Raw genomic sequence first — 25,242 nt, 5'->3', positions numbered from 1 at the left:
TGTGGAAGAATGATCGCCTGGATGATGGCGATTCTGACCGCCTTGGCCGGATTGGCTTTCATCCCTGCAGCAGCAAGTGCTGTTGAAACCCTGCCCACCGAGGATTTGCTGGCCGAGTACTCCTTTGCCAGCAAGCCATCGGACGGGCACACGGTCGCCAATACCGCCTCTGGCAGCGCCTTTGGTGAGGCCCAGGTGCAGAATCCGGGAGACGATCTGTGGAAGGATCAATCGCTGTTCCTCTCCGGTGGGGACTGGAGCGGAGGGGGCAGCTGGGTTCGGCTGCCTGCGGATCTGCTTTCCGGCAAGTCCTCCGCTACCGTCCAGATGGAGGTCAAGGCGGATCCCGACATGCTGAAGAGCTTCCACTTCATGTGGAACATCGGCAACGCCTCCAACCAGGAATACCTGTTCAGCTCCCTCAATTGCGCCTTCGGACGCCAGCCCCTGGTAGGCATCAAGGCGAAGGGGACCGAGCATCTGGTCCAGTCGGGTTCTTGTGCAGTCCGGGCCGACCAGTGGATGTCGGTGACGGCCACCTTGGACGGGTCGGACGGTATGGCCAAGCTCTATGTCGATGGCGAGGAGGTCGCCTCTGGCAAGGTTCCCGTCACGACTGCCGACATTGGCGACCAGAGCCTCAACACCATCGGCCACTCGCCTTGGAAGGATGTGAATTTCAAGGGCCAGGTGGCCAACTTCCGCGTCTACGGCAGGGCTCTGGACGCTGGAAAGGTCAAGAGCATCAGCACTGTCGACGCCAACATCCACAGGAGCGAACTGGTGGACGGACGCATCGATGCCCTGGGCTTCCATGACCAGAGCGTGGACGGCGACTACCTGGCACTTCCCACAGCAGGAGGCACGGTAACCTGGTCCTCATCGGATCCTTCGGTCATCACTGATACAGGTATGGTCAACCAGCCGCCCTCCGGCGCTCAGGATCAAACGGTAACCATGACGGCTACCACCACAGTGCGTGGATTGACCGGCAGCAAGAGCTACCGCATCACCGTAAAACCGAGTACGAAGACCAAGGCCGAGAGGTTGCAGGAGGCGGCTGACGGTTACGTCATCCCGCCCCTGATCGCCTCGGGGACCAAGCTTCCTGTGGCTCCGGATCATACGACTCTGCAGCTGAAGGCCGCTTCCGGCATCTCCATCCAAGACGGGGGACTGGTCTCCATAGCTGGCGACAAACCTGTCTCTGGACGGATCACTGCCACAATCACAGCTGCGGGAGTTGCTGAACCTATTGTCAAAGACTTCGAGGTGAAAGTCCTTCCCAAGTCGAAGGCCAGCACCCTCCTTGCCTACGACCGTAATGCGACCTCGGCGGATACTGCCAACAACGGCGATATCGCGCACAGCATGCATCTGGCCCTCAAGGACGAAGCTTCGGGGCGGTACCAGCCCTACAACGGCAACTATGGCATCTTCTTCCCACTGGGTTACGCCTCGCAGCCCGTCAACCAGAACACCAGGGACTACGCGCGCAGCCTCAAGGATCCCTCGATTTTCATGATGGGGGATGGGTCTTACGGTATCCTCTCCGTGCGCACCAACCGGGGGACGGATGTGCCGGACAGTCCCGGTCATCTGCTTTTTGCCCGGTCTGCTGACCTGCTTGCCTATGAGGAGTCCCCGAATTCCGCAGGCCTGATTGACCTGGGCGAAACCAACGGGGTCAACAGCCCCTACGGGGTCTACGATACGGCGTCCAAGACCACCATGATCGGGTGGTATGACGACAACGGAGTGCCCAAGTACACCAGTTTCGCTGAGCTCAAGGACAAGGATTCCGCGCATGGGCCTGTTCATGTTGGGCGGTTCGCCACAGTCGGCGGCAGCCAACCGGCGTCAAAGGTTCAGGGTATTGATGACTATCGCCACGGTTCGTCCATCGTCATTGATCAGGACCGTGTCAAGGCCCTGCAAACCCGATTCGGTCGTCTGGCCAACACCGGCGTGAACGATTTCAAGGACATCACCGTGACCAAGGGGAGTTCAGCAAACGGATTGAAGCTGCCGAAAACCGCTCGACTGACCTATTCCGATGGTTCCACAGGTTCACTGCCCATCAAAGACTGGGATACCTCGCATCTTGACTTGAACAAAGTCGGGGAATATGAGGTCACCGGCACCATTGGCCAGACCTCCTACAGAGTTCCTTTCGCTGAGGAGCGCGCTGACCCCTCCATCTATAAGTGGCAGTGGAAGCGGCAGGTGGACGGTCATGAACGGGTGGATACCAAGTACCTCATGATCGCCACCAACGACATTGAAGGAGACTGCACCTGGCAGCATGGCAGTCCCCATATGCCCCTGCGGATGGCCGATGCCATCGCCGATCTGGCTGACACCCTTGGCCAGGATTCCGGGTTGATTGATGCCAACGGGTACAACGCCAAGGAACACATCATCCTTAAGGCGGGGGATCCTGATGCAGAGGGGCAGCCGATCATGCACAGCTTCTGGGCGCCCGAGATTCACGAGATCAACGGCAGGTTGACAGTCCTGTTCATGGCGGGATACGGAAACCAGTGGACCAATGGCAAGGCCGTCTATATGCAGCTCAAGCAGGATGCCGGAGGTCATGACCTCGACCCGACCGTTGCTTCCAACTGGGAGCGGCCGCAAGCCGTGACTCGTTCCGACGGGCGTCCCCTGGCCCTTGCCGCTGATGGAAGTGTCGGCATGTCCTTGGATATGAGCTACTTCCAGGATCAGAAGGGACAATCCTATTATGTCTGGCAGCAGTTGGGCGCCACCTATTTGGCCAGGATGAATCCTGCCGACCCTGCTCACGTCACAGCCGACCCGGTGAGGATTGTCGCCCCAGATTACGCCTGGAACGCCACAATCGCCGAGGGGCCTAATGTAACCCTGCACCAGGGCAAGCTCTATCTGATGTACTCCGGTTCCTCGGTCGGCAAGACCTACACCACGGGCATGGCCGTGGCCGACGGATCAGGCAATACCGATCTGACCAATCCAGCCAGTTGGAGCAACCTTAACTATCCCATCCAGAATTCAGGCATTTTCAACGGAAAATGGCAGCTGGGCACGGGCCATGGCATGTGGAGCGAGGACGAGGACGGCAATCAGATCTACGTCTTCCACGCATACGCCAACAAGACGGATGGCTACCGCAACTATTCCGGGCGGGATACTTTCGTGCGCCGAGTACATTGGGCAGCGGATGGTCTGCCTGTGCTGGACATGGATGCGGATGAAGAACTCGCCCACCCTGATGTGAAAGTCCGGGTCAAGGTGGTTGATTCCATAGCCAAGGTCGACAAATCCGGTCTTTCTGCTGCCTTGAAGAAGGCCGATGGTTTGGATCAAGGCAAATATGAGTCCGGTTCCTGGATGGCTTTCACTGCGGCTCGAATGCGGGCACAGGCTGTCTATGACGATCCCGATGCCGACCAGGCTGCTGTTAATGAGGCGCTGAAGGGTCTTCAGGAGGCTGTCAAGGCCCTGGTTCCCCTCAGCAGACCGGGCGGAAACGGGACGCAGGACGGCAGTATAGGACAAGGTACCAGTCTGATCTCTGCCGGCGCCAGCGGGCATGGTCGTCACGACCCTGTCCGTGATGCATCGGTCGGGGGCGGTGGTTTGTCCTCCACCGGGGCGGATGTCGCTGCAGTAAGTTTGGCGGCTTTGCTCATGGTCTCGCTGGCCTTGATGGTGGCCATTCCGGTCAGAAGGTCGATGTTATCGTCGTTGACCTAGGCTTGAGCTTGGCCCGATGGTACCCCGCAGATGGAACAGATCATCTGCGGGGCACTTTTACAAGGTGTCCGCCGTGTCCTGCTGCTTCAGCGGGCGGATTCGGCGCCGGACACGTCCATGTCCTTGAGGCGCACGATCTTGGTGTGGTTGACGAACTTGAAGCCCAGGTAGAGGACCAGGACCAGTACCACGCTGAAGTAGGTCATGGCCATGTGCGACCAGTTCAGGTTGATCAGGGAGGGGATGTCCTGTCCGGCGATGACGATGACGCAGAGCACCATGGCCAGGACCGGGCCGAACGGGTAAAGCTTGGAGTGGTACTTGAGCTCGCTCAGGTCGTGCCCCTGGAGCTTGAAGGCTCTCCGGAAGCGGAAGTGGCTCAGGGCGATGCCGATCCAGGCGATGAATCCGGTCAGTCCGGTGGCGGTCACCAGCCACATGTAGAAGGACTGGCCGAAGATGCTGGAGGCGAAGGTGGCCAGAGACATGCATACCGTGGCCACCAGAGCTGCCAGGGGGATGCCCCTCTTGGTGGTCTTGGCGAAGATGGCCGGAGCATAGTGATCCTTGGCCAGTCCGTAGAGCATGCGGCTGGAGGCGTAGGCCCCGGTGTTGACGGCCGAGAGGATGGATGTCAGCACCACAGCATTCATGACGCTGGCTGCCGAGGCCAGGCCGGCCCGCTGGAAGACCAGGGTGAATGGCGACATGGCGATGTTCCCGTCGGAGGCTCCCAGGAGGTTGGGGCTGGTGTAGGGGATCAGGGCGGCGATGACGAAGATGGACAGCACATAGAAGAGCAGGATCCGCCAGAAGACGTCGTTGATGGCCTTGGGGACCGCCTTGCCGGGGTTTTCGGATTCACCGGCAGTCACGCCCACTACCTCGGTGCCCTGGAAGGAATAGCCGGCGATCAGGAAGACGCTCATGATGGCCGGGAATCCTCCCACGAAGGGGGCGTCCTTGTAGGTGAAGTTCTTCAGGCCGACCGCCGGCTGGAACATGATGCCGCAGATCATGGCCATGCCGATGACCAGGAAGACGATGATGGTGGCCACCTTGATCAGTGAGAGCCAGAATTCGGTTTCCCCGAATGCGGAGACTGTCAGGGCGTTGATCAGGAAGACGATGACCAGGACCAGCAGACTCCAGACCCATCCTGGGGTGTTGGGCAGCCAGTACTGGATCAGCAGGGCCGCGGTGGAGATGTCCACGGCACCCGAGATGGTCCAGTTCAGCCAGTAGTCCCAGCCCATGGCGAATCCCAGGGCCGGATCCACATAGCGGGCGCTGTAGGCGGCGAAGGATCCCGACACTGGAAGGTGGGTGGCCAGCTCGCCCAGGCTGGTCATCAGGAAGTAGACCATGACGCCCATGGCTATGTAGGCCAGAAGTCCGCCGCCGGGGCCGGCTGTAGAGATGGTGGAGCCGGAGGTCATGAACAGGCCGGTGCCGATGCAGCCGCCCAGGGCGATCATGGAGATGTGGCGGGTCTTGAGGTTGCGCTTGACGCTGCCGTAGCCATGATGCTCTTGCCCGGCCCGGTCGGATTGATTGGTGTTCGACGCTGCATTGCTGGTGTTCTGCGTCATGATCCTCCTCCTTTTGGCTGGGCGACGCACCGGGGAGTCCGGGGTCGTACTGAAATTGCGATTCCTGATATGCCGGCTGGATGCCGGAATGGATTCATATGGCCGGGTCCTTGAGCCGGTCCTCGAACGCTTAGGGAGTCTATGCCATTGGTATGGCCTTTCGGCTCCCGTGGTCACAATGTGTCATGGTAGTTGACAGATCTGTCATAGCGATTCCGGATCCCCGCTCAAATCCATCTCCTTCAGGGGCACGATCCGGGTATGGTACCGGATCTTGTAACCCAGGTAGAGGGCAAGCACCAGGGGCACGCTGATGTAGGTGATGCCGATCTCCTGCCAGTTCCAGTTGACGAAGGCCTCGATGTTCTGCCCGCCGATGACGATGATGCACAGGATCAGGGCCAGGATGGGCCCCAGGGGGAAGAGCTTGGCATGGTAGCGCAACTCCTCAACCCGGTGGCCTTGGACCACCCAGGCGCGACGGAAGCGGTAATGGCTCAGGGCGATGCCGACCCAGACGATGAATCCGGTCAGCCCCGAGGCGGCCACCAGCCACATGTACATCTGCTGGCCGAAGATGCTGGCGGCAAAGGTGGCCAGGGAGACCACGAGAGTGGCGATCAGCGAGGCCATGGGTATGCCGTGACGGGTGGTGTGCCCGAAGAAGGCGGGGGCGTAATGGTCCTTGGCAAGGGCGTAGAGCATCCGGGTGGAGGCGTAGACACCCGAGTTGGCGGACGAGAGGACCGAGGTCAGGATGATGGCGTTCATGACGCTGGCTGCCGAGGCCAGGCCCGCCCGCTGGAAGACCATGGTGAAGGGTGACATGGCGATGTCCCCCTCGGCGGAGCTCAGCAGATTGGAGCTGGTGTAGGGGATCAGGGCGGCGATGACGAAGATGGACAGCACGTAGAAGAGCAGGATCCGCCAGAAGACGTCGTTGATGGCCTTGGGAACCGCCTTGCCAGGGTTTTCGGACTCGCCGGCCGTGACCCCGATCAGCTCAGTGCCCTGGAAGGAGAAGCCTGCAATCAGAAAGACGTTGAGGATGGCGGGGAATCCTCCCACGAAGGGGGCGTCCTTGTAGGTGAAATTGCCCAGGCCCACGGCTGGGCGGAACATGATGCCGCAGATCATGGCCAGACCGATGACCAGGAAGACGATCACCGTTACCACCTTGATCAGAGCCAGCCAGAACTCGGCCTCGCCGAAGGCCGACACGGTCAGGGCGTTGATCAGGAAGATGACTACTAGGACCAGCAGGCTCCAGACCCATCCTGGGGTGTTGGGCAGCCAGTACTGGATCAGCAGGGCGGCGGTGGAGATGTCCACAGCCACGGTGATGGCCCAGTTCAGCCAGTAGTTCCAACCCATGGCGAATCCCAGGGCCGGATCCACATAGCGGGCGTTGTATGCGGCAAAGGAGCCGGAGGTGGGCAGGTGGGTGGCCAGCTCGCCCAGGCTGGTCATCAGGAAATAGACCATGAGGCCCATGGCCGCGTAGGCCACCAGCGCGCCTCCTGGTCCGGCCTTGGCGATGGTGGAGCCGGAGGTCATGAACAGGCCGGTGCCGATGCAGCCGCCCAGGGCGATCATGGTGACGTGTCGGGTTTTAAGGTTGCGTTGAACCCGGTCGGTGGAAGCGGAGGGGCTGTCCTTTCCGCCCTGCCTGGTCGCCATAACTGCTCTTTTCCTTGGACTGACCTGAGAGCCCTATGACGACGGTTCCGGCCAGTTCCGCTCAGGCGGAATCCAGGCGGGTTGCCTGTCTGTGACACTGCACATAGCGCTCCGCAACATGGGGTTGCGACAGTCCCGGACCTGTTCGACCCGGGCCCAACGGGTCGGATGGGCGGATCCGAACCGTTTCGGCCGGACCTCCTTTCGCCGGGAATGCGCGACACCGCACTGTCTGATCCCGGTTACTGATAGGTTCGGCGACCTCTTCAGTGGCTTTGCAATTACGGGTAAGCATAGAGGGATTCTCAGACAAGGTAGGAGCGCTTGCCTTATAGGGCATAGGGCGAAGTCGTCGAAAGCGCTGCTACCGCAAAGCGCTACACCAGCCTAGAGTTCGTTTGATCAAACAGGTTGATATCAATTGTGAATGAAGATAATCAAATGAAAATCCCGTGGTTTAGCACCGCTTTGCTAAATCTACATTTCCTGTAATTGAATTAATAAACTGTCCTCGCAAATAAGTACTGCTATACTGAATGTGCACTTCGAGGTTAAGACAATGTTGTTTTTTATGAAGGGGTGAATCAAGATGAGAACCAGCAGCAAACGCATAATGGCGGCCATGGCTGCAGTGGCGGCCTTAAGCATGGCATTGGCCGGGTGCGGTTCCTCCGGCGGATCCGGTGCCAGCAAGGGCGGTGACACCAAGTCGGGTGGCAAGGTCGAACTGACATACCTGCACCGTCTTCCCGACAAGCAGGGCATGACCATGGTCAAGGACACCGTGGCCAGGTGGAACAAGGATCACCCGAACATCCAGGTCAAGGCCACCAAGTTCAACGGCAGCCCCGGCGACCTGATCAAGAAGCTGGAGACCGACGTCAAGGCCGGTAATGCTCCCGATCTGGCCCAGGTAGGTTACGCTGAGCTGCCCGAGGTCTATACCAAGGGCATCGTCGAGGACGTCACTGCAGAGGCAGGCAAGTACTCCAAAGACTTCGCAGAGGGTCCCAGCAAGCTCATGAGCGTGGACGGCAAGGTCTTCGGTCTGCCCCAGGATACCGGCCCCATGGTCTACTACTACAACAAGACGGAATTCGACAAGCTGGGCATTAAGGTTCCCACCACGGCCGAGGAATTCATCGAATCGGCCAAGAAGGCAGCGGCTCAGGGCAAGTACATCATGACCTACCAGCCCGATGGTGCAGGCATGGCCTTCTCCGCCCTTTCCGGTGCGTCATCTCCCTGGTACAAAATCAAGGACGGCAAGTGGGTCGTCAACGTTGATACGCCCGGCTCCAAGGCCACAGCCGACTTCTACCAGCAGCTGCTCGATGCCAAGGCGATGAACCTGACCCCCAGCACCGACCCCTCCTTCGCTGGCGCCTTCCATGACGGCTCCATTATCGGATCCATCGACGCCGCCTGGAATGCCCCGATCATGATGGACTGGATCGGTGATGCCGGCAAGGGCCAGTGGAGGGTCACCCAGATCGGCGACTGGTTCAAGAACGGCGAGAAGACCGGACCCAACGGCGGTTCGGGCGTTGCAGCCATCAAGGGCACCAAGCACAAGGCAGAGGCCATGGAGTTCCTGGATTGGTTCAACACCCAGGTGCCTGATCTGACCTCTCAGGGTCTGATTGTCGCGGCCTCCACCGAGAAAGCCAAGACCCCCCAGTCCTGGACCGAGTTCTTCGGCGGGCAGGACGTGATGGCGGAGTTTGCCAAGGCCAACGCCAACATGGGCTCCTTCAACTACATGCCCGGATTCTCCGCGGTGAGCAGCGCCGTCGGCGAGGCTGCCGACAAGGCCGGCAAGGGTCAAGCTAAGGTCTCCGATGCCTTCGATGCAGCACAGAAGACATCCCTTGCCACACTGAAGGATTATGGCCTTCCGATCGCCAAGGATTGATCGGTAACCGCTCTTCGGCGGATACAGCAGGGAGACCTTCCCTGACAATCTCACCAGGTTGGGGAACCCAGGTCTGTGGCCCGTGTTCCCCGCCTGCTGGAAGGTCGCTCGCCTTATAGGTTCCGAGAGGATGGGTTATTCACATGAGCCATCGAACAGCAGCTGAGGCAGGGGCTCAGAAGAAGGGGAGATCCGAGATCGTCAAACGCAACGAACGGACGGGTTGGGCATTCATGATGCCTTTCTGCATCCTCTTTGCGATCGTCTTCATCATCCCCATTGCCTATGCCGTCTATATGAGCTTCTTCCAGCAGGTGGCCTCGGGCGGCGGCGCCTACGGCGGGGGCGAGATGATCAATAAGTTCGTCGGGTTGGAGAACTTCCGATTTACAGTCACCTCCGCAGCCTTCTGGACCGGCATCGGCAGGGTCCTGATCTACACGGTCATCCAGGTCCCGGTCATGATCATCGCCGCCCTGTCCCTGGCCATGCTTCTGGATTCCTTCATCGTCAAGCATGTCACCCCCTATCGGCTGGGCTACTTCCTGCCCTATGCCATCCCGGGCGCGATCGCGGCCATCATCTGGGTATTCCTTTACAACGACCAGTTCTCGCCCATCGTCAAGGGCCTGGCAGCCATAGGAATCCATGTCAACTTCTTCGCGCCCAACGCTCTGATCGCCTCCATGGCCAACATCACCACCTGGACCTTCACGGGCTACAACATGCTGATCTTCCTGGCGGCTCTCCAGGCCATCCCTCGTGATCTCTATGAGGCTGCACGAATCGACGGAGCCAACGGCTTCCAGATCGCCATGAGGATCAAGCTCCCCAACGTCAGGGGGGCGGCCCTCCTAGCTATGCTCCTGTCCATCATCGGCAGCATCCAGCTCTTCAACGAGCCCCAGGTCATGCAGACCGTCGACAAGGGCATATCGAACTCCTACACCCCTATGATGATGGCCATGAACACGTCACGAGGCATCCTCACCCCTAAGGGTGACGGTCCGGCTTCCGCCATCGCAATCGTCATGGCACTGATTGCCGGGGTCCTTGCCGCCCTCTACGCATACATCGAGAGGAAGGTGAACGAATCATGACCTCGGCCAACCCCGCACGCCTCGCAAAAAAGCAGGAGAAGCTCCTCAAGCAGAAGGCCGATGAACTGCCCCGCTCCATGAGGCCCACCAAGGTGGTCAAGATCACCACCATCGTGGTCCTGGTTTTCGCCCTGATCTACTTCCTCTTTCCCATCTACTGGGCCATCATCGCCTCTACCAAGTCGCCCTCCCAGCTGGTCAGCAGCAACGGCCTCTGGTTTGCTGTCGACCTGAAGAAGATTCCCCAGGCGGTGGCCACCAACTACTCGATCCTCCTGGGCTGGACACACTCACAGTTCTGGCATTGGGTCTTTAATTCCTTGATTTACTCAGGGGTATCCGCCCTGATCGGCACGGTGGTTTCGGTCATGGCCGGGTATGGCACAGCCAAGTTCCAGTTCCGGGGCAGGGGTGTCGTCATGACTATCGCCATGTCTGCCCTGCTGATGCCCTCGGCACTGATGACCATCCCCCAGTACTCCATCTTCAATGCCCTGCATCTGAGCAACACCATGCTGGCAGTGATCATCCCCTGCTCGGTCTCGCCCTTCGGTTTCTTCCTGGGAAGGGTATATGCCCAAAGTTCGGTACCTACCGAGCTTCTGGAGGCGGCCAGGATCGACGGTGCCGGTGAAGCCAGGATCTTCTTCACGATCGTGTTGAGGATTCTTGCGCCCGCCATGGTCACGATCTTCCTCTTCCTCTTCGTGGCCACCTGGAACAACTTCCTCCTGCCGCTGATGATGCTCTCCAGCGAGAACCTCTTCCCGGTGACCCTGGGCCTCTATGGTCTGGTCTCTCTGCCGGTCTTTACCGATCGAGGGGCGCTGATGATGGGGTCGCTGCTGGGTGTTCTGCCGGTGATCATCCTCTTCTTCTGCCTGCAGCGGTTCTGGCAGGCTGGACTGACCGCCGGTTCGGTCAAGGAGTAAGGGTCCAAGGCTGCACACAGTTTTTCAGTCATTCCGTTACGAGATATTCCAAGGAGATTTGATTCAATGACCACGACCGGGCGCTTTACCCTGCCGGGCGAAGAGAACTTTGCCGAAAAGACCAAGGAGCTGGCCAAGCTCTGGGGTGCGGATGCCATTCGCAACTCGGACGGCACCCGTTTGGACCAGGAGCTGCTGAACTTAGGGATGAAGGTGTACAGCGCCTACTTCCCTACTCGCGCCCACAACGAGTGGATCAGCAAGCACATGGACGAGACCCCGCAGGTCTACCTGATGTCTGAGCGCATACTGGCCCACGAAGATCAAGTGCAGATTCCCTTGATGGACCGCTATTTCGACCAGCAGCTCAGGCCCAACAGGGATGCCGACCCCCATCGGTACTGGGAGGTCATCGACCGCACCGCCGGACGGGTCCTGGACCAGTCGGAGTGGAGCCTGGATCCGGATCAGGACCTGGTTCGCGTGACCGGGGCCACTCCCATGCATGAGTACACGGCATCCTTCCTGGCCTACATCATCTGGGATCCGGTCGAGATGTACAACCACCTGACCAACGACTGGGGCGACAAGGAACACGAGATTCCCCTGGACATCTACCATCCTGCCACCCGAAAGTTCGTCATGGATGCCTATCGGCAGTGGCTGGATGAGAACCCGGCGACCGACGTGGTCCGGTTCACCACCTTCTTCTACCAGTTCACGCTGATCTTCGACCAGCTCCACCGGGAGAAGCTGGTGGACTGGTTCGGATATGCCTGCACGGTCTCCCCCCAGGCCTTGGATGACTTCGAGACTCGGTACGGTTACCGTCTGCGTCCAGAGGACTTCATCAACAAGGGCAGCTACAACTCCTCCTTCTGCATTCCTGGCAGGGCACAGCGCGATTGGATTGATTTCCTCTCGGATTTTGTGCGGGAGAATGTCAAGACCATGGTCGATATGACCCACCAGGCCGGCAAGGAAGCTATGATGTTCCTGGGAGACCAGTGGATCGGCACCGAGCCCTACAAGCCGGGCTTCGAGAAGCTGGGTCTGGATGCTGTGGTTGGGTCCGTGGGCGACGGCACCACCCTGCGCATGATCTCCGATATTCCCGGGGTCCGCTACACCGAAGGTCGTTTTCTGCCATACTTCTTCCCAGATACCTTCCATGAGGGCAACGATCCCAGCATCGAGGGGCTGGACAATTGGCGCAAGGCCCGTAGGGCCATTCTGCGCAGCCCCATATCGCGCATGGGCTACGGCGGCTACCCATCCCTGGCGGCCAAGTTCCCCAAGTTCGTTCAGACCGTGGCGCGCATCGCAGACGAGTTCCGCGATCTGCATGACAGGACCAAGGGGAGGGCGGCCCAGGGACAGCTCAATGTGGCGGTGCTGAATTCCTGGGGCGCCACGCGGTCCTGGATGGCCTACACGGTGGCGCACGCCCTGCCCAACAAGCAGACCTACTCCTACTACGGGGTTCTGGAGGCACTGTCGGGCATGAGGGTGAACGTCCGCTTCATCAGCTTCAACGACATTCTGGCCCACGGCGTGGATCATGACCTGGATGTGATCATCACCGGTGGCCCGGCCGATACGGCCTTCAGCGGTGGCGGGGTCTGGAGGAATCCTGCCCTGCTGGAGACCCTGCGAGCCTGGGTCGACGGGGGAGGGGCCCTGGTCGGCATAGGCCAGCCGACCGCTCTGGAAAGAGAGGGACGCTTCTTCCAATTGGCCGACGTATTCGGCGTTGACCAGGAGCGCTTTCACACCCTTTCGGTAGACAAGTACTTTCCGAAGGTCACCGAGAAGCACTTCATCACTGCCGATCTGCCCGAGGACGGCAAGGTGGACTTCGGAGAGCCCGTGGTGAACACCTACCCCATCAACGAGGATGTCACCTTGCTCAGGGCTGACCAGGGTCAGGTGCAGCTGGCGGTCAACCAGTATGGCATGGGCCGTGGGGTCTACCTTTCCGGACTGCCCTATTCGGCCGTCAACGCCAGGCTTCTTGAACGGATCCTCTTCTACGCCAGTGGGCGACAGGATCGGTATGGGGACTGGAGCTGCACCAACCCTCATTGCGAGGTGGCCTACTTCCCGCAGGAGGGCATCTACTGCGTCGTCAACAACACCGACTTGCCCCAGGAGACCAGCGTTCGTCAGGCAGACGGCCAGGTCAGAGACATTGTCCTGGAACCCAGCGCCATGGTCTGGCAGCAGGCATAAGGGCAGGTTCGGCAGGAAAGAGGCTATTATGACGACGGTTCAGGATCAGGAGCTGGCCGCGGTTGCCGCCCGCTACCCCCTCAAAGGGCGTGTGGAGAGCATTGCGCCTTATGGCAACGGGCACATCAATCAGACTTATCTGATACAGACGGACAAGCGTCGTTACATTCTGCAGCGAATGAACACCTCGGTTTTCCCTGATACGGCCTCCCTGATGCGCAACATCGAGTTGGTGACCGAATTTTTGCGCTCGCAGGGTCAGGAGACCCTGGATATCATCCGCAATAGAGAAGGCAATACCTACTGCGAGCTGGCAAGTGGGGCCTGGCGGGTCTATGCCTTCATTGAGAACACGATCTCCTACGATTTGGTTCCCAGCCCAGATGTTTTTAGGGAGGCGGGCCAGGCTTTCGGACGCTTCCAGAACTCCCTGGCGCTCTTCGATGCCTCTCAGCTGACCGAGACCATCGCCCACTTCCATGACACCCCCAAACGGTTCGAGACCTTCAAACGGGCTGTTCAGGAAGATATCAAAGGCAGGGCATCCACCTGCCGGACCGAGATCGACTGGTATATGGAACGTGCCGACCAGTACCCGGTCATCATGGACGGGCTGGCCGATGGATCCATTCCACTCAGGGTCACCCATAACGACACCAAGCTCAACAACATCCTGATGGATGCCGCCACCGGTAAGGCCAGGGCCATCATCGACCTGGACACGATCATGCCCGGATCCATGCTCTTCGATTTCGGCGACTCCATCCGTTTCGGCGCTTCGACAGCCCTGGAGGATGAGCGTGATCTGGATAAGGTCCATTTCAACCCTGATCTTTACCGTGCCTATGCCCAAGGGTTCCTGGGAGCCGTGGCCGGCAAGGCTGTGGACCGGGAGCTGAGCCTCTTCCCGGCTTCCTGCAGGATTATGACCTTGGAGTGCGGCATGCGCTTCCTGACCGACTACCTTCAGGGCGACACCTATTTCGCCACCGCCTACCCGGAGCACAATCTGGTGCGGACCCATACGCAGATGCGCTTGGTGGAGGAGATGGAGGCTGACGATGCCCAAATGCAGGAGATGACCGCCCAGGTGGTCGAAGAGGTGAGGAGCTGATGCTGAATCGGGTTTACCGGAGCCTCGATGCTCTGATCGGGTACGCCTGTGCCTGTCTGGACCTGGACCCGTCCGATGTCGACTGGGCTCGCAATCAGATCCTGGCGCTTTTCTCCTTGCACTCCTACGATTCCGGGGATGGATCTGCTGATCCCGCCTCCGGTGGCGTCGATGAACTCCTGGAGTCCTTTATGCAGGCCTTGGAGGGTGCCGGTCTTATGGCTCAGGATGAGGCCCTCTCCATGGCAGATACGGTCATGGGAATCCTGTCCTCTAGGCCATCCCAGCTGCAGCGGCGCTTCACGCAGGTGGAGGGGGCCCAGGGTGGTATGGCTGCCATGCACTGGTTCTATGACTATTGCGTCAAAAATACCTACATCAAGAAGTCCCGTCTGGACAGGAACCCTCGTTTCTCCTCCGGGGGCGTGGTGGTCACCATCAACCTGGCCAAGCCGGAATTCAAGGACATGAAGAAGGCTGCGGCGGGCAACAGCACCGCAGGCGGGTACCCCAAGTGCACCATCTGCCATGAAAATGAGGGCTTCGCCGGGCGTGACAAGCGTACACTGCGGACCATCCCACTGACTCTGGGCGGCCACGACTGGTTCTGGCAGTTCTCGCCCTATGGGTACTTCCGCGAGCATGGCATCTGTGTCAACGCTGATCACACCCCCATGCACGTGGATCGGGACACCTTTGGGAATCTGCTGGATTTTGTGGACCGTTTCCCCGGCTACTTCCTAGGCTGCAACGCCGCCCTGCCCCGAATTGGCGGATCCGTTCTGGCTCATGATCACTATCAGGGCGGAGGAGAGCGTCTGCCTGTGCATCAGGCCGGAGCTTGGCGGACCCTGCACTTGGACGGCCACCCTGATACTCCTATCGAGATTCTGGACTGGCCGGGGACCGTGGTCAGAGTGGTTTCGCCGTCACGGCAGGAGATTATCGAGGTCAGCGAGACCATCAGGCAGGCCTGGGTGGATTACGACAACCCGGACCTAAACATCGCCAGCCAGGGGCCAGAAGGGCGGCAATCAGCCCTTTCACCCAGCCTGGTCAAGACCGACCGAGGCTACGAGATGAGCCTGATCCTGCGCAATAACGGTGTCAGTCCGCAGTTTCCTGATGGCATCTTCCACGTGCACCCGGAGTTCTATCCGGTCAAGCAGGAACCCATCGGGCTGATCGAGGCCCAGGGGCTCTTCGTCCTGCCCGGAAGGCTGGTCGGCCAGCTTGCCTGCCTGGAAGAGGCCCTGGTGGCAGGTACCGGGCTTTCCGAACAAGTGGCCGACTTCAGCTTGGAGTATGGCGAAATTACCAAGGCTCTGCGGGGTTCGCATGATCCGGAGAAGATCCATGAGGCCCTTAAGAGTGAGATCGGCAGTGTCTGCGCCCGGATCTTGGGCAACACCGCAGTCTTTAAGCGGCCCGAACAGACCGAGGAATTCCTGCGGGGGCTGGGTTGCCGGTAGGCGGCGTAGATGAATAACACCAATGACAGGGGATGACCGATGGGCGGAACAATCATGGGCGGAAACCAACCGATCGCGAGGCCGGGCGCCACGGACTCCTGGGAGACCCTGCATACTCAAATAATGGAAGTGCGCCTCAGGCCTGACTTTCCTTCGGTGATTGACTATCGGTTGAAGACGCCTCAGGCTGAAGGAACCATGCTTGGGCAGGTCCGGGATCTGCGTCTGGTGGCCATCAACGGCATCGAGATTGAGCTGGGTCCTGACAAGGTGGAGCTGGAACGGGAGAATGAGACAAGTCTGGTCTATCGACTCCATGCGATCGCCGCAGAGCAGGGGATTGATGCGGTTTTGGCGGTCCGCATTTCAGTCGAGGACGCCTCTCTGAGCTTTAAGGTGATCTCGATTGGGAACCAGGCTGGCCCCGACCATCCAGTCCAGACGGTGGCCTTCCCTGGACAATGCCTGATTTCCGTGACCAACACTCAGGCGGATGCGGAGTTTACCGGCGCTCGCATGTCTGCGGACGTCTCCATCAGTGGCGATGTGCACCGGGCGGTCACTGGGCAGATGGAGGAGGATCCTATCGGGCAGGACTACATGTATGGCTTCCTCTCTGCGGATGGCCTCAGTGCCGGCCTCTGGAGCAACTCCGAACACGATGGGACCACGGCCAGCAAAACAGGAACCGGTGGCGCGCAGAACACCAGGGTTCTGGCGGTTCGCGACCAGGTGGACGGAGTCACCGTCCTCGGCTTGACCAGCGCACCTTGGATATACAACCGGGTGGTCCAGGATTCCCACGGACGCTCTTATACGGTCGGGGAGACGGACAAGCCCGCCATGGCAGTAGCTCTGGCCGGAGACCTGAATGATGACGGGGTGGTCAACTGGCAGGATGGTGCCATCGCCTTCAGACGCATCATGAACAATCCGTATGGTTCTGATGATGTCCCGGACCAAGTGGCACGACGCATAGCCATGAACTTTGGCTCCCAGGCCCAGAATCCCTTCATGACAACCTTGGATAACGTCAAGCGGGTGGCCCTGGCTACCGATGGCCTGGGTCAGTCAGTCCTTCTCAAGGGATATGGCAACGAGGGCCACGACTCCGGCCATCCGGACTACGACGACATTGGTCGACGAATCGGCGGACTCCAGGACATGAATACCTTGATGGACAGGGGCAAGACCTATGGGGCCCGGTTTGGTGTCCATGTCAATGTGGATGAGATGTTTCCCGAGGCCAATGCCTTTTCTGAAGACATGATCCGTAGGGATGACAAGGGCGGCCTCTGCTACGGCTGGAACTGGCTGGATCAGACCGTGGGTATCGATGGTATCTACGACCTGGCCTCGGGCGCCAGGAGGGAACGCTTTGCCGCCCTCGCCCGTGAGGTCGGTGACAGGATGGACTTCGTGTATGTGGATGTCTGGGGCGATGGGACCTCGGGGGAGGAGGATTCCTGGCAAACCCGGCAGCTCTCGAAGATTTTGACCGATAACGGGTGGGGGATTGGCACGGAGTACGCTTCGGCCAATGAGTATGATGCCGCCTTCCAGCATTGGTCCCTGGATTTGACCTATGGATCCTCTCACGACAAAGGTGAGAACTCCCAGGTCATGCGCTTTCTGCGCAACCACCAGAAGGACAGCTGGATAGGTGATCACCGAGCCTTCGGAGGCGCAGCCAACGCCCCGCTCCTGGACGGCTACAGCATGAAGGACTTCGAGGGATGGCAGGGACGCAACGACTTCGATGCCTATATGGATAACCTCTATACCTGCGACCTCTCGACCAAGTTCATCCAGCACTTTAGAATCATGGCCTGGTACAACGACCCCATCAATGTCGATTCAGTGCGTGACTTGACCAAGAATCAGGGGAACGAACAGATTGAGCTGGTCAATGATCAAGGTGACAGGCTGGTCATTTCCAGGGGTTCCAATGAGCAGACATCGCCCGCCTACCGCGAGCGCACGATGAGGCTGAATGACCGAGTGGTGCTTGTCGGCGAGCTGGAGGCCAATGACCCCAAGGCCGACAAGCCTGGGATTGAAACCGGAACCGGCGCAGGAGCGTATCTGCTGCCCTGGGTCTGGGATGCCAATACGGGGGATCGGCTGGATCCAGATGAGCAGAAGCTCTACCACTGGAATACTGCAGGCGGCTCGACCACCTGGGAGCTCCCGGAATCGTGGCGCGATGCCTCTGTCGTCATCGTCTACCGGCTGACCGACCAGGGCAGATCGGAGCCAAGGGAAATTCCGGTGGTGCAGGGGAGCCTCACCCTGGATGCCAAGCCCAGAACACCCTACCTGGTCTGCCGGCATGCGGGCCAGGGAGTCCAGGTGGACTGGTCAGGAGAGCATCTAGTGGATGCAGGGTTCAACGGCGGCGAAAGGCTGTTCCAGTCGGTCTGGTCCGTGAAGGGGCCCGGACGTGCCTCGATCACCAAGGGTCAGTGCGCCAATCCCATGCTTAGGCTTGAGGGTTCGGTCTGTGCTGTGCAACCCCTGACCAACCTGGTGCCAGGCAAGAGGTATGCCCTCTATTTAGGGCTTGACAACCGTGGCGGCCAGGTCGAGCTGAGTGTGGATGCGGACCAGGGTGGGGTGCTGGCTCGCAATATGAGCGGCCCGAGCATTGCCAAAAACTATGTCAAGGCCTACGCCCACAACACCGATGCTCCAACGACTGACGGTAGCAGCTACTTTCAGAATGCCTATCTCTTCTTCACGGCTCCCAAGGGTGGGCAGACCCGTCTGGCCTTGGCCCATGAAGGGGATGGCGCCGCCTACCTTGACGACATTCGCCTGGTTGAGAACGAATACGATGGCATCAGCCTGGACCAGGACGGTCATCTGGTTGAGCTTACCTGTGATTTTGAAGATAACGTCCAGGGCATCTGGCCCTTTGTGGTGGCTGGAGCTGAAGGGGTGGAAGACAACCGAATCCACCTGGCCCAGCTGCATGAGCCCTTCACGCAGGCTGGGTGGGATGTCAAGAGGATGGACGATGTCCTCCAGGGTGACTGGTCTCTGAAAGTCAACGGTCTGACTGGGAGACGCGCTCTCCTCTTCCAGACCATTCCCCAGAACGTCCCCTTTGCGCCGGGTCGACGCTACAGGGTCTCGTTCGACTACCAGTGCGGATCAGACGGCATATACGCCCTGGCAACAGGTAGAGGCGAGTACACCGGTGAGGATCTGAACCTGTATCCCTTGCACAAGGCTCTGGGGGTCACCGCCAGATGCGAGTTCGAGCTGACTGGCGATCCGAATGGCGATACCTGGTTCGGCATTTACTCCACTGACAGAGGACCAGATCTGGAAGGCAGCAGCGGCTCGGAGGCCAACATGGCTGGCTACCAGGATCTGGTTCTCGATAATCTGCGGATTACCAGCCTCTAGTCAGAGATTCCTGGGTCAAGAAGGAGAGGTTGCATGGTCGATTTCCTTAACTTGTTCTTGGCCACGCTAAGTAAAAATAGCCGGTCGCGCTTATATTGATTCGTCCGTTTCAGGCTCGCCGCTGGGTCAGCTGGTAGGCCGTCAGAAGAACGATCAGCCAGATGGGCCCGGCGATGACAGCTACCCGGTAGCTGGGCGAGAAGCACATGAGTACCACGATCATGGCCAGGAAAGCCAGGACCGCCCAAGGGGTCACCCGGGCAAAGGGCAGCTTGAAGTGCAGGGCATTCAAAGCGCTTTCGCCGGTTTTGCCCGCCAGGTCGCCGGGGCCTTTGCCACGAGCAACAGCACGCCGGAAGAGCATCTCGGTCACCATGATCATGGACCAGTTGATGATGGCCGAGATCGTGGCGATGCTCATCAAGTAGTTGAAGGCGAACTGGGGCCAGAGGAAGACCACTACCACCGCCAGGGCGATGATGCAGGCCGAGGTCAGCACTCCTGCGTAGGGCACCCCTCCCTTGGAAAGCCTTCCCAGGTACTTGGGGGCATTGCCTTGCCGGGCCAGGGAGAAGAGCATGCGGGAGTTGGAGTAGAGGGCCGAGTTGTAGACGCTCATGACTGCGGTCAGGCAAACGAAGTTGAGGATGCCTGCGGCCGCGTGGACACCAACCGAGTCGAAGATCTGAACGAAGGGGCTGACGACCATGCCTTGCGCGTTGGGCTTGCCGATGGCATTCCAGGGGACTACGGCCATGATCACCCCAAGTGTCAGGATGTAGAAGACCAGGATCCTCCAGATGATGGCGTTGGTGGCCTTGGGAATGGTCCGGCGGGGATCGGAGGCCTCCCCGGCGGTAATGCCGATGAGCTCGGTGCCGCCGAAGCTGAACATGACCACCGCCAGCGACATGAGCAGACCGGTCCACTGGCCATTGGCCCCGTGACGCATGAGCCCGTTGGGCAGGAATCCGCCGCTTACGGTGAACCAGTTGGCGAAGGAGGCCCGCAGGCCGTTGGCTGTGGGCAGGGCCATGATCACGACGGCCAGCCCGCCGATGATCATGGCGACGATGGCTGCAATCTTGATGATGGCGAACCAGAACTCGAACTCGCCGAACTTGCTGACCCCCATCAGGTTGGCGGCCGTGATGACCACCAGGAAGAAGGCTGCAGAGACCCAAGCCGGTATCGCCGGGAACCAGAAGTTGACGAAGGTGCCTACTACGGAGAGTTCGACCATGGACACCAACACGTAGTTCATCCAGTAGTTCCACCCCGACACAAAGCCCGCACGCTTGGACCAGTAGCGGGTGGCATAGTAGCTGAAAGCGCCGGACTTAGGGTCTTCCACGCTCATTTCGCTCAGAGCCCTGACGATCATGAAGATGGCCAGACCGCCTATCAAATAGGCGATGATGATGGCCGGTCCTGCCAATGAAATGGATTCCCCGGACCCGTAGAAGAGTCCCGTCCCGATGGCGCCGCCCAGCGAGATGAGCTGGATGTGCCTGTTCTTCAGGGTCTTGTGCAGGTCCTTGCCTTGCGACTCCTTGGGTTGATCCATGGGGATGCCATTCCTTAGGTGGTGATAGTCGTCAGCTGAATACGGCCGGTTGACAGGGCCAACCCTATCGGAGCCTCCCGGGCTGAGGGACATTGCCTTTGTATTGTGGAATAACAGTGTCCGCAATATGAGATACCTGATTCGCCGGATGACAGCCGCCAGGCCTCTGCGGCGGTTATCGACACCCCTGTGGTATTGCTGTCCTACCGGCCTCTACGGGGCATCCGCTTTGGCCGACGACCACAGACAGGTTGCGAAGACAAGGAGGTGCAGTTGGATGAACCGCACGGGTAATGGCCCTTCGGCGCAGGAGCATCAGGGTGGCGGCGCCTCGTCGGGCGACGGCATGGAGCGCGGGCTGAGCAACCGCCACGTGCAGTTCATCGCCATCGGCGGCACCATCGGCACCGGCCTCTTCCTAGGGTCGGGCAAGTCCATAGCCCTGACCGGACCCTCCATCATCCTGGTCTACATCGGCGTCGGCGTGATCATGTACTTGCTCATGCGGGCCATAGGCGAACTCATGTACCGCAGTCCTGTCCAGCATACTTTCATCGCCTTCATCAGCCGCTACCTGGGCCAGGGGTGGGGATCCTTCGCCGGCTGGTCATACTGGATCGTGCTTATCCTGATCGGCATGTCCGAGCTGACCGCTGTAGGCACCTACTTCGTCACTTTCTTCGACACCTTCGGCATTGATCTGAGTGCCTGGCGGGGTCTGATCGAGCTCTGCTTCCTGGCGGCCATGGTGAGCGTCAATCTGATCGCCGTGCGGGTCTTCGGGGAGACCGAGTTCTGGTTCTCCATGATCAAGATCACCCTGATCCTGGCCATGATCGCCACGGCTGTGGTCATGGTCGTCACAGGCTTCCACTATCCGGCCGTCCACATGCCGGGACAGGACCGGATCAGCCCGGCCGGCCATGCGGGCCTGGACAACATCACCACAGGCCTGAGTCTGGCGCCCAACGGGTGGATGGCCTTCTTCATGAGCTTCCAGATGGTCTTCTTCGCCTACGAGATGATCGAATTCGTGGGAGTCACCGTTTCCGAGACCCAGAATCCCCGCAAGGTCCTGCCCAAGGCCATCAACCAGATCATCCTGAGGGTGTTGATCTTCTACGTGGGCGCTCTGGTCGCCATCATGCTGATCGTGCCCTGGCGCTCCTTCCGGCCCAACGCCGACGGCAGCTTCACCTCGCCCTTCGTCATGGTTTTCCGTTACGCCGGGGTGGACTGGGCGGCCGCTCTGGTCTTCTTCGTGGTCATCACGGCAGCCAGCTCCTCGCTAAACTCCCTGCTCTACTCCGCTGGCCGCAACCTCTTCCAGCTGGCAGCTGCCGGCCACTCTCCAGTGATGCGCAGCCTGCATACGATTTCGCGGCGCGGCAAGGTGCCCGCCCGGGCCATCGTCCTATCCGGGGCGCTGATCCTCTTATCTCCGGTGTTGCATCTGTTGCCCGGCTTCGAGGACACCTTCGTCCTGTTCACCTCCTGTTCCAGTGCGGTCATCATCTTCATCTACATCCTGACCCTGTTTGCTCACCGCCGCTACCGGACCAGCAAGGACTTCATACCCGATGGATTCATCATGCCGGCCTACCGGGTGACTGGAGCCGTTGCCATCGTCTTTTTCGTTCTGATCTACTTTTCGCTCTTCCTGGCTCCCGACACCCGGTATCCAGCCATATTGGGATTGGTCTGGCTGCTGGTCTTCGGTGGCATCTGCCTGTTGGAGCATAAGGGTGAGCCGAAGTCGGTCTGAGTTCAGGGCGATAGCTAGGTATATCAAGCCATACGCGGCACGTCAGCGGGTCATCGATCGGGTTCTTGATGGCCCGCTGTTTATTTTCCGTCATCTTCAGAGAAGCTGCTGTTATTCATCGAGGCTGCCTGTTTGATTGCAGACACAATAACGGGAGTCGTATGTTATCCGGTTGACATATTCTGTTATTGATGTACGCTGTAATCAGCAGGTTCAAGAAAGGCTTGTAAATACAGTTATCTATGACAGATTGCTGATGTAAACCAGTACTCCAGTTTTGGGACTGTACTCAATAGCGTCCTGGATATGTTATTCGATTAACATACGCTGGATTGCGATTTGTCTAGTGCTTGGTCTGCTGACGAAGGTGGTGAGTTGCCATGACCGGTTCCAGGACGAAAGAGCTCATGTTTCTGAAAGGAAACGGCCACTGGTGGGTTACAAAAAGGATAAGAAAATGAACAGACACAACGTGGTGAAGACTGTTGCGGCCTGCTTGGCCGGGATTTTGTCCTTGGGCATGCTGGGAGCATGCGGCAATCAGGGCAAGGATGCCAGCGGGTCTACGATCATCAAATTCGGCATTCATGTGGCCAATCCGAAAAAGCAAGAGGCGGTGACATATGACATAGTGCAGGCATTCAACAAAAAGCATAAAGGCAAATACAAGGTGGTCTTCGAAGCCTCTGACAAGGAATCTCATTCTAAGAATATGAAGCTTGAGGCTTCTGATGGTACATTGCCCCAGCTGTTCTGGATCGATGCCAGCGAAGCTCCCGAGTACAGCAAGTCCGGCGCCTTGCTGGACCTACGTGATTTTCTGAAGAAAAACCCTTCAGTGGCCAAGGCAATTGCTGGGGGAAAGGACTCGTTCGAAGATAAGCAGACCGGTCAATATGGGCTTCCCTATCAGAGCAATGTGCAAGGCTTTTTCTACAACAAGGGAATTATTGACAAGTTGGGGATTCCTTATCCCAACGATGACACCACATATGAGCAGCTGATGGAGACGCTTCCCAAGATCAAGGCAGGAGGATATACGCCGATTGCTATAGGAAGCAAAAACAGCTCCTATACGATGTGGGAGTTCAACGAGCTTTTGGTTCGATACGGCTGGCAGGACAATCTGAAGAAGATCAAGGCAGGAAAGGAACAATTCAACAATCCTGATTTTATCAAGGCATTTGATAAAATTGAAGGGCTGGCAAAGGCTGGTGCTTTCCCGGAAAATGTTTCAACCATTGAATACTTCGATGCCAAGCAGCAGTTTAATGACGGGAAAGCTGCTTTATTTGGCTCTGGGCAGTGGGACTGTGCCGAATTTGACTCTTCTTTAGGGGATAAGGTCGGATTTTGGTGGGGTCCAAAGTTTAGCGATTCTTCATATGACCAAAATGTATCCATGAGGGTGCCGGCGAATCCCATCGTGGTCAACAAGGCTGTAGGCGATGATGTGGCAATGAAAGCAGGTGTCTATGCATTTCTCAAGTTCTATTACGGGGAAGAGGCCGCAAAGATGTCCTATGCCAAATCGACCTTCCCCGCAACCAATTATCCGGGGCTGAAAGCGACGTCAAGCCAATACGCCATGAATGAGATGCTCAAGGCGCTGGGCAAGAATTGGCCTTCGCCAGCTTCTGCGCCGGATCTCACCTTGGATGCAGCGAGTCAGCAGGCTCTCTATGACGCTATTTTCGGAGTTATCCAAGGTACTTATACACCTTCTGCAGGTTTGAGCAAGATCGATCAAGCCTGGAAAATCAGTCATAAGTAATTGAATATGCCTGCCCATTTCCCAAACGGGGGATTTGAGGGAATGAGGGCATCGTACTTGGAAGAAATGGCATCATATGCGCTGGCTCAGCAAAACGCGGTACAAGGTGGGATTTCTAATACCCACGTGCTTGGTTTACGTGATCTTTATCATCGCCCCTATAGCTATAGCTATCGGATACAGCTTTACCAGATATTCCGGAATCGGGAGGGCAAGATTCATTGGATTGTCCAACTATGTTCGACTCATCCATGATCCATTCTTTTGGAAATCGGGCGCGAACACAATAATCATCTTTGTCGTTGCCTCAGTACTGCTCATGATTCTCTCGTTTTTCATTGCATTGCTGCTCAACAACAAACTGCGCTTCATTGATCTTTCCAAATCACTGATCTTCTCTCCTGCGATTATCGCCCCAATCATTGTGGGCATTATTTGGGTCTACATACTGGATCCGAAGGTGGGCATCATCAATGGTCTGCTGAAAGCAATCGGATTGCGAGGATGGGCCAAGCAGTGGATAGGCGGGACTGTCCTTTCTCCGTATAGCATCGCCATTATCTACTTCTGGCAGCAATTAGGTTATCTGGTCACCATCTTCATCGCCGGTTTGAAGATGATCCCTGAAGAAGTTCTTGAGGCTGCTCAAATCGATGGTGCTACGGGCTGGCAGCGGGTCCGTTATGTCGTCATACCGATGATGCGCTCCACAATATCAACCGTTGCGGTCCTTATCATTACAGGTATATTCAAGATATTTGAAATCGTACAGCAGACTACTGGCGGTGGCCCCAACCATCTCTCCGAGACTCTGGTGACCTACAGCTATTCCATGACTTTCACCAGCAGCGACTACGGATATGGCATGTCCATCGCCAGTGTCACCTTCCTTATTTCACTGGCGCTTACAGGGCTGTACTTCATCTTCGGCAGGAAGGGTGAGTAAG

The 25,242-nt window shown here is 58.4% G+C and carries 14 protein-coding genes and 1 riboswitch; of the genes, 11 read left to right on the top strand and 3 right to left on the bottom strand.

Translation table 11 applies throughout. The features are described from left to right. Positions 1–21: 21 nt before the first annotated feature. Positions 22–3,738: a family 43 glycosylhydrolase gene (locus J3U06_RS07280; RefSeq protein ID WP_267444774.1), complete on the top strand. Its 3,717-nt coding sequence runs from the start codon at positions 22–24 to the stop codon at positions 3,736–3,738. Between the two features lie 86 nt (positions 3,739–3,824). Here J3U06_RS07280 and J3U06_RS07275 read toward each other — a convergent pair whose 3' ends face one another. Beyond that, a complete protein-coding gene (locus tag J3U06_RS07275; RefSeq protein ID WP_267444773.1) occupies positions 3,825–5,330 on the bottom strand; it encodes an amino acid permease in 1,506 nt (501 codons plus the stop codon). A 204-nt stretch (positions 5,331–5,534) separates the two neighbouring features. After that, positions 5,535–6,926, bottom strand: a complete 1,392-nt coding sequence (locus J3U06_RS07270) for an amino acid permease (protein ID WP_416378950.1) — start codon at positions 6,924–6,926, stop codon at positions 5,535–5,537. 180 nt (positions 6,927–7,106) lie between these two features. Beyond that, a riboswitch (Lysine riboswitch) is annotated at positions 7,107–7,285 on the bottom strand. Positions 7,286–7,599: 314 nt separating this feature from the next. On the opposite strand from J3U06_RS07270, the gene J3U06_RS07265 reads away from it, so the two are divergent. The 7 genes from J3U06_RS07265 to J3U06_RS07235 all read left to right on the top strand — a co-directional run bounded on the left by J3U06_RS07265 (position 7,600) and on the right by J3U06_RS07235 (position 19,189). Continuing rightward, the gene (locus J3U06_RS07265) at positions 7,600–8,925 is read left to right on the top strand and encodes an ABC transporter substrate-binding protein (RefSeq protein WP_267400852.1); all 1,326 of its coding nucleotides are present in this window, start codon (positions 7,600–7,602) and stop codon (positions 8,923–8,925) included. Positions 8,926–9,068: 143 nt separating this feature from the next. Next, complete coding sequence (locus J3U06_RS07260) at positions 9,069–10,025, top strand: carbohydrate ABC transporter permease (protein WP_267400851.1); 957 nt, start codon at positions 9,069–9,071, stop codon at positions 10,023–10,025. Continuing rightward, the gene (locus J3U06_RS07255; RefSeq protein ID WP_198199416.1) at positions 10,022–10,957 is read left to right on the top strand and encodes a carbohydrate ABC transporter permease; all 936 of its coding nucleotides are present in this window, start codon (positions 10,022–10,024) and stop codon (positions 10,955–10,957) included. The genes J3U06_RS07260 and J3U06_RS07255 overlap by 4 nt, the downstream gene beginning before the upstream one ends. 66 nt (positions 10,958–11,023) lie before the next feature. Then, positions 11,024–13,189, top strand: coding sequence for a 1,3-beta-galactosyl-N-acetylhexosamine phosphorylase (gnpA, locus tag J3U06_RS07250; protein ID WP_267444771.1), 2,166 nt, complete (start codon positions 11,024–11,026; stop codon positions 13,187–13,189). Positions 13,190–13,217: 28 nt separating this feature from the next. Beyond that, a complete protein-coding gene (locus J3U06_RS07245; RefSeq protein WP_267444770.1) occupies positions 13,218–14,303 on the top strand; it encodes a phosphotransferase enzyme family protein in 1,086 nt (361 codons plus the stop codon). Next, positions 14,303–15,775 carry a UDP-glucose--hexose-1-phosphate uridylyltransferase gene (locus J3U06_RS07240; protein ID WP_267444769.1) on the top strand — a complete coding sequence of 491 codons (1,473 nt, stop codon included), beginning with the start codon at positions 14,303–14,305 and terminating at the stop codon, positions 15,773–15,775. The genes J3U06_RS07245 and J3U06_RS07240 overlap by 1 nt, the downstream gene beginning before the upstream one ends. Before the next feature lie 39 nt (positions 15,776–15,814). After that, positions 15,815–19,189 carry an endo-alpha-N-acetylgalactosaminidase family protein gene (locus J3U06_RS07235; RefSeq protein WP_324123892.1) on the top strand — a complete coding sequence of 1,125 codons (3,375 nt, stop codon included), beginning with the start codon at positions 15,815–15,817 and terminating at the stop codon, positions 19,187–19,189. A 109-nt stretch (positions 19,190–19,298) separates the two neighbouring features. Here the strand turns inward: J3U06_RS07235 and J3U06_RS07230 are convergent, their stop codons facing one another. Then, positions 19,299–20,756 carry an amino acid permease gene (locus tag J3U06_RS07230; RefSeq protein ID WP_267444768.1) on the bottom strand — a complete coding sequence of 486 codons (1,458 nt, stop codon included), beginning with the start codon at positions 20,754–20,756 and terminating at the stop codon, positions 19,299–19,301. A 277-nt stretch (positions 20,757–21,033) separates the two neighbouring features. Here J3U06_RS07230 and J3U06_RS07225 point away from each other — a divergent pair, with 277 nt between their 5' ends. The 3 genes from J3U06_RS07225 (at position 21,034) to J3U06_RS07215 (ending at position 25,241) form a co-directional block, all read left to right on the top strand. Beyond that, a complete protein-coding gene (locus J3U06_RS07225) occupies positions 21,034–22,521 on the top strand; it encodes an amino acid permease (RefSeq protein WP_267444767.1) in 1,488 nt (495 codons plus the stop codon). 433 nt (positions 22,522–22,954) lie between these two features. Beyond that, entirely contained in the window at positions 22,955–24,295 is a 1,341-nt protein-coding gene (locus tag J3U06_RS07220; protein ID WP_267444766.1) for an ABC transporter substrate-binding protein, read from the top strand. 139 nt (positions 24,296–24,434) lie between these two features. Next, a complete protein-coding gene (locus J3U06_RS07215; RefSeq protein WP_267444765.1) occupies positions 24,435–25,241 on the top strand; it encodes a carbohydrate ABC transporter permease in 807 nt (268 codons plus the stop codon). The last annotated feature ends 1 nt before the right edge of the window (position 25,242 follow it).

The organism is Bifidobacterium sp. B4142 (assembly GCF_026537325.1).
Classification (GTDB): Bacteria; Actinomycetota; Actinomycetes; order Actinomycetales; family Bifidobacteriaceae; genus Bombiscardovia.
This window is presented reverse-complemented; position numbering and strand designations above follow the sequence as displayed.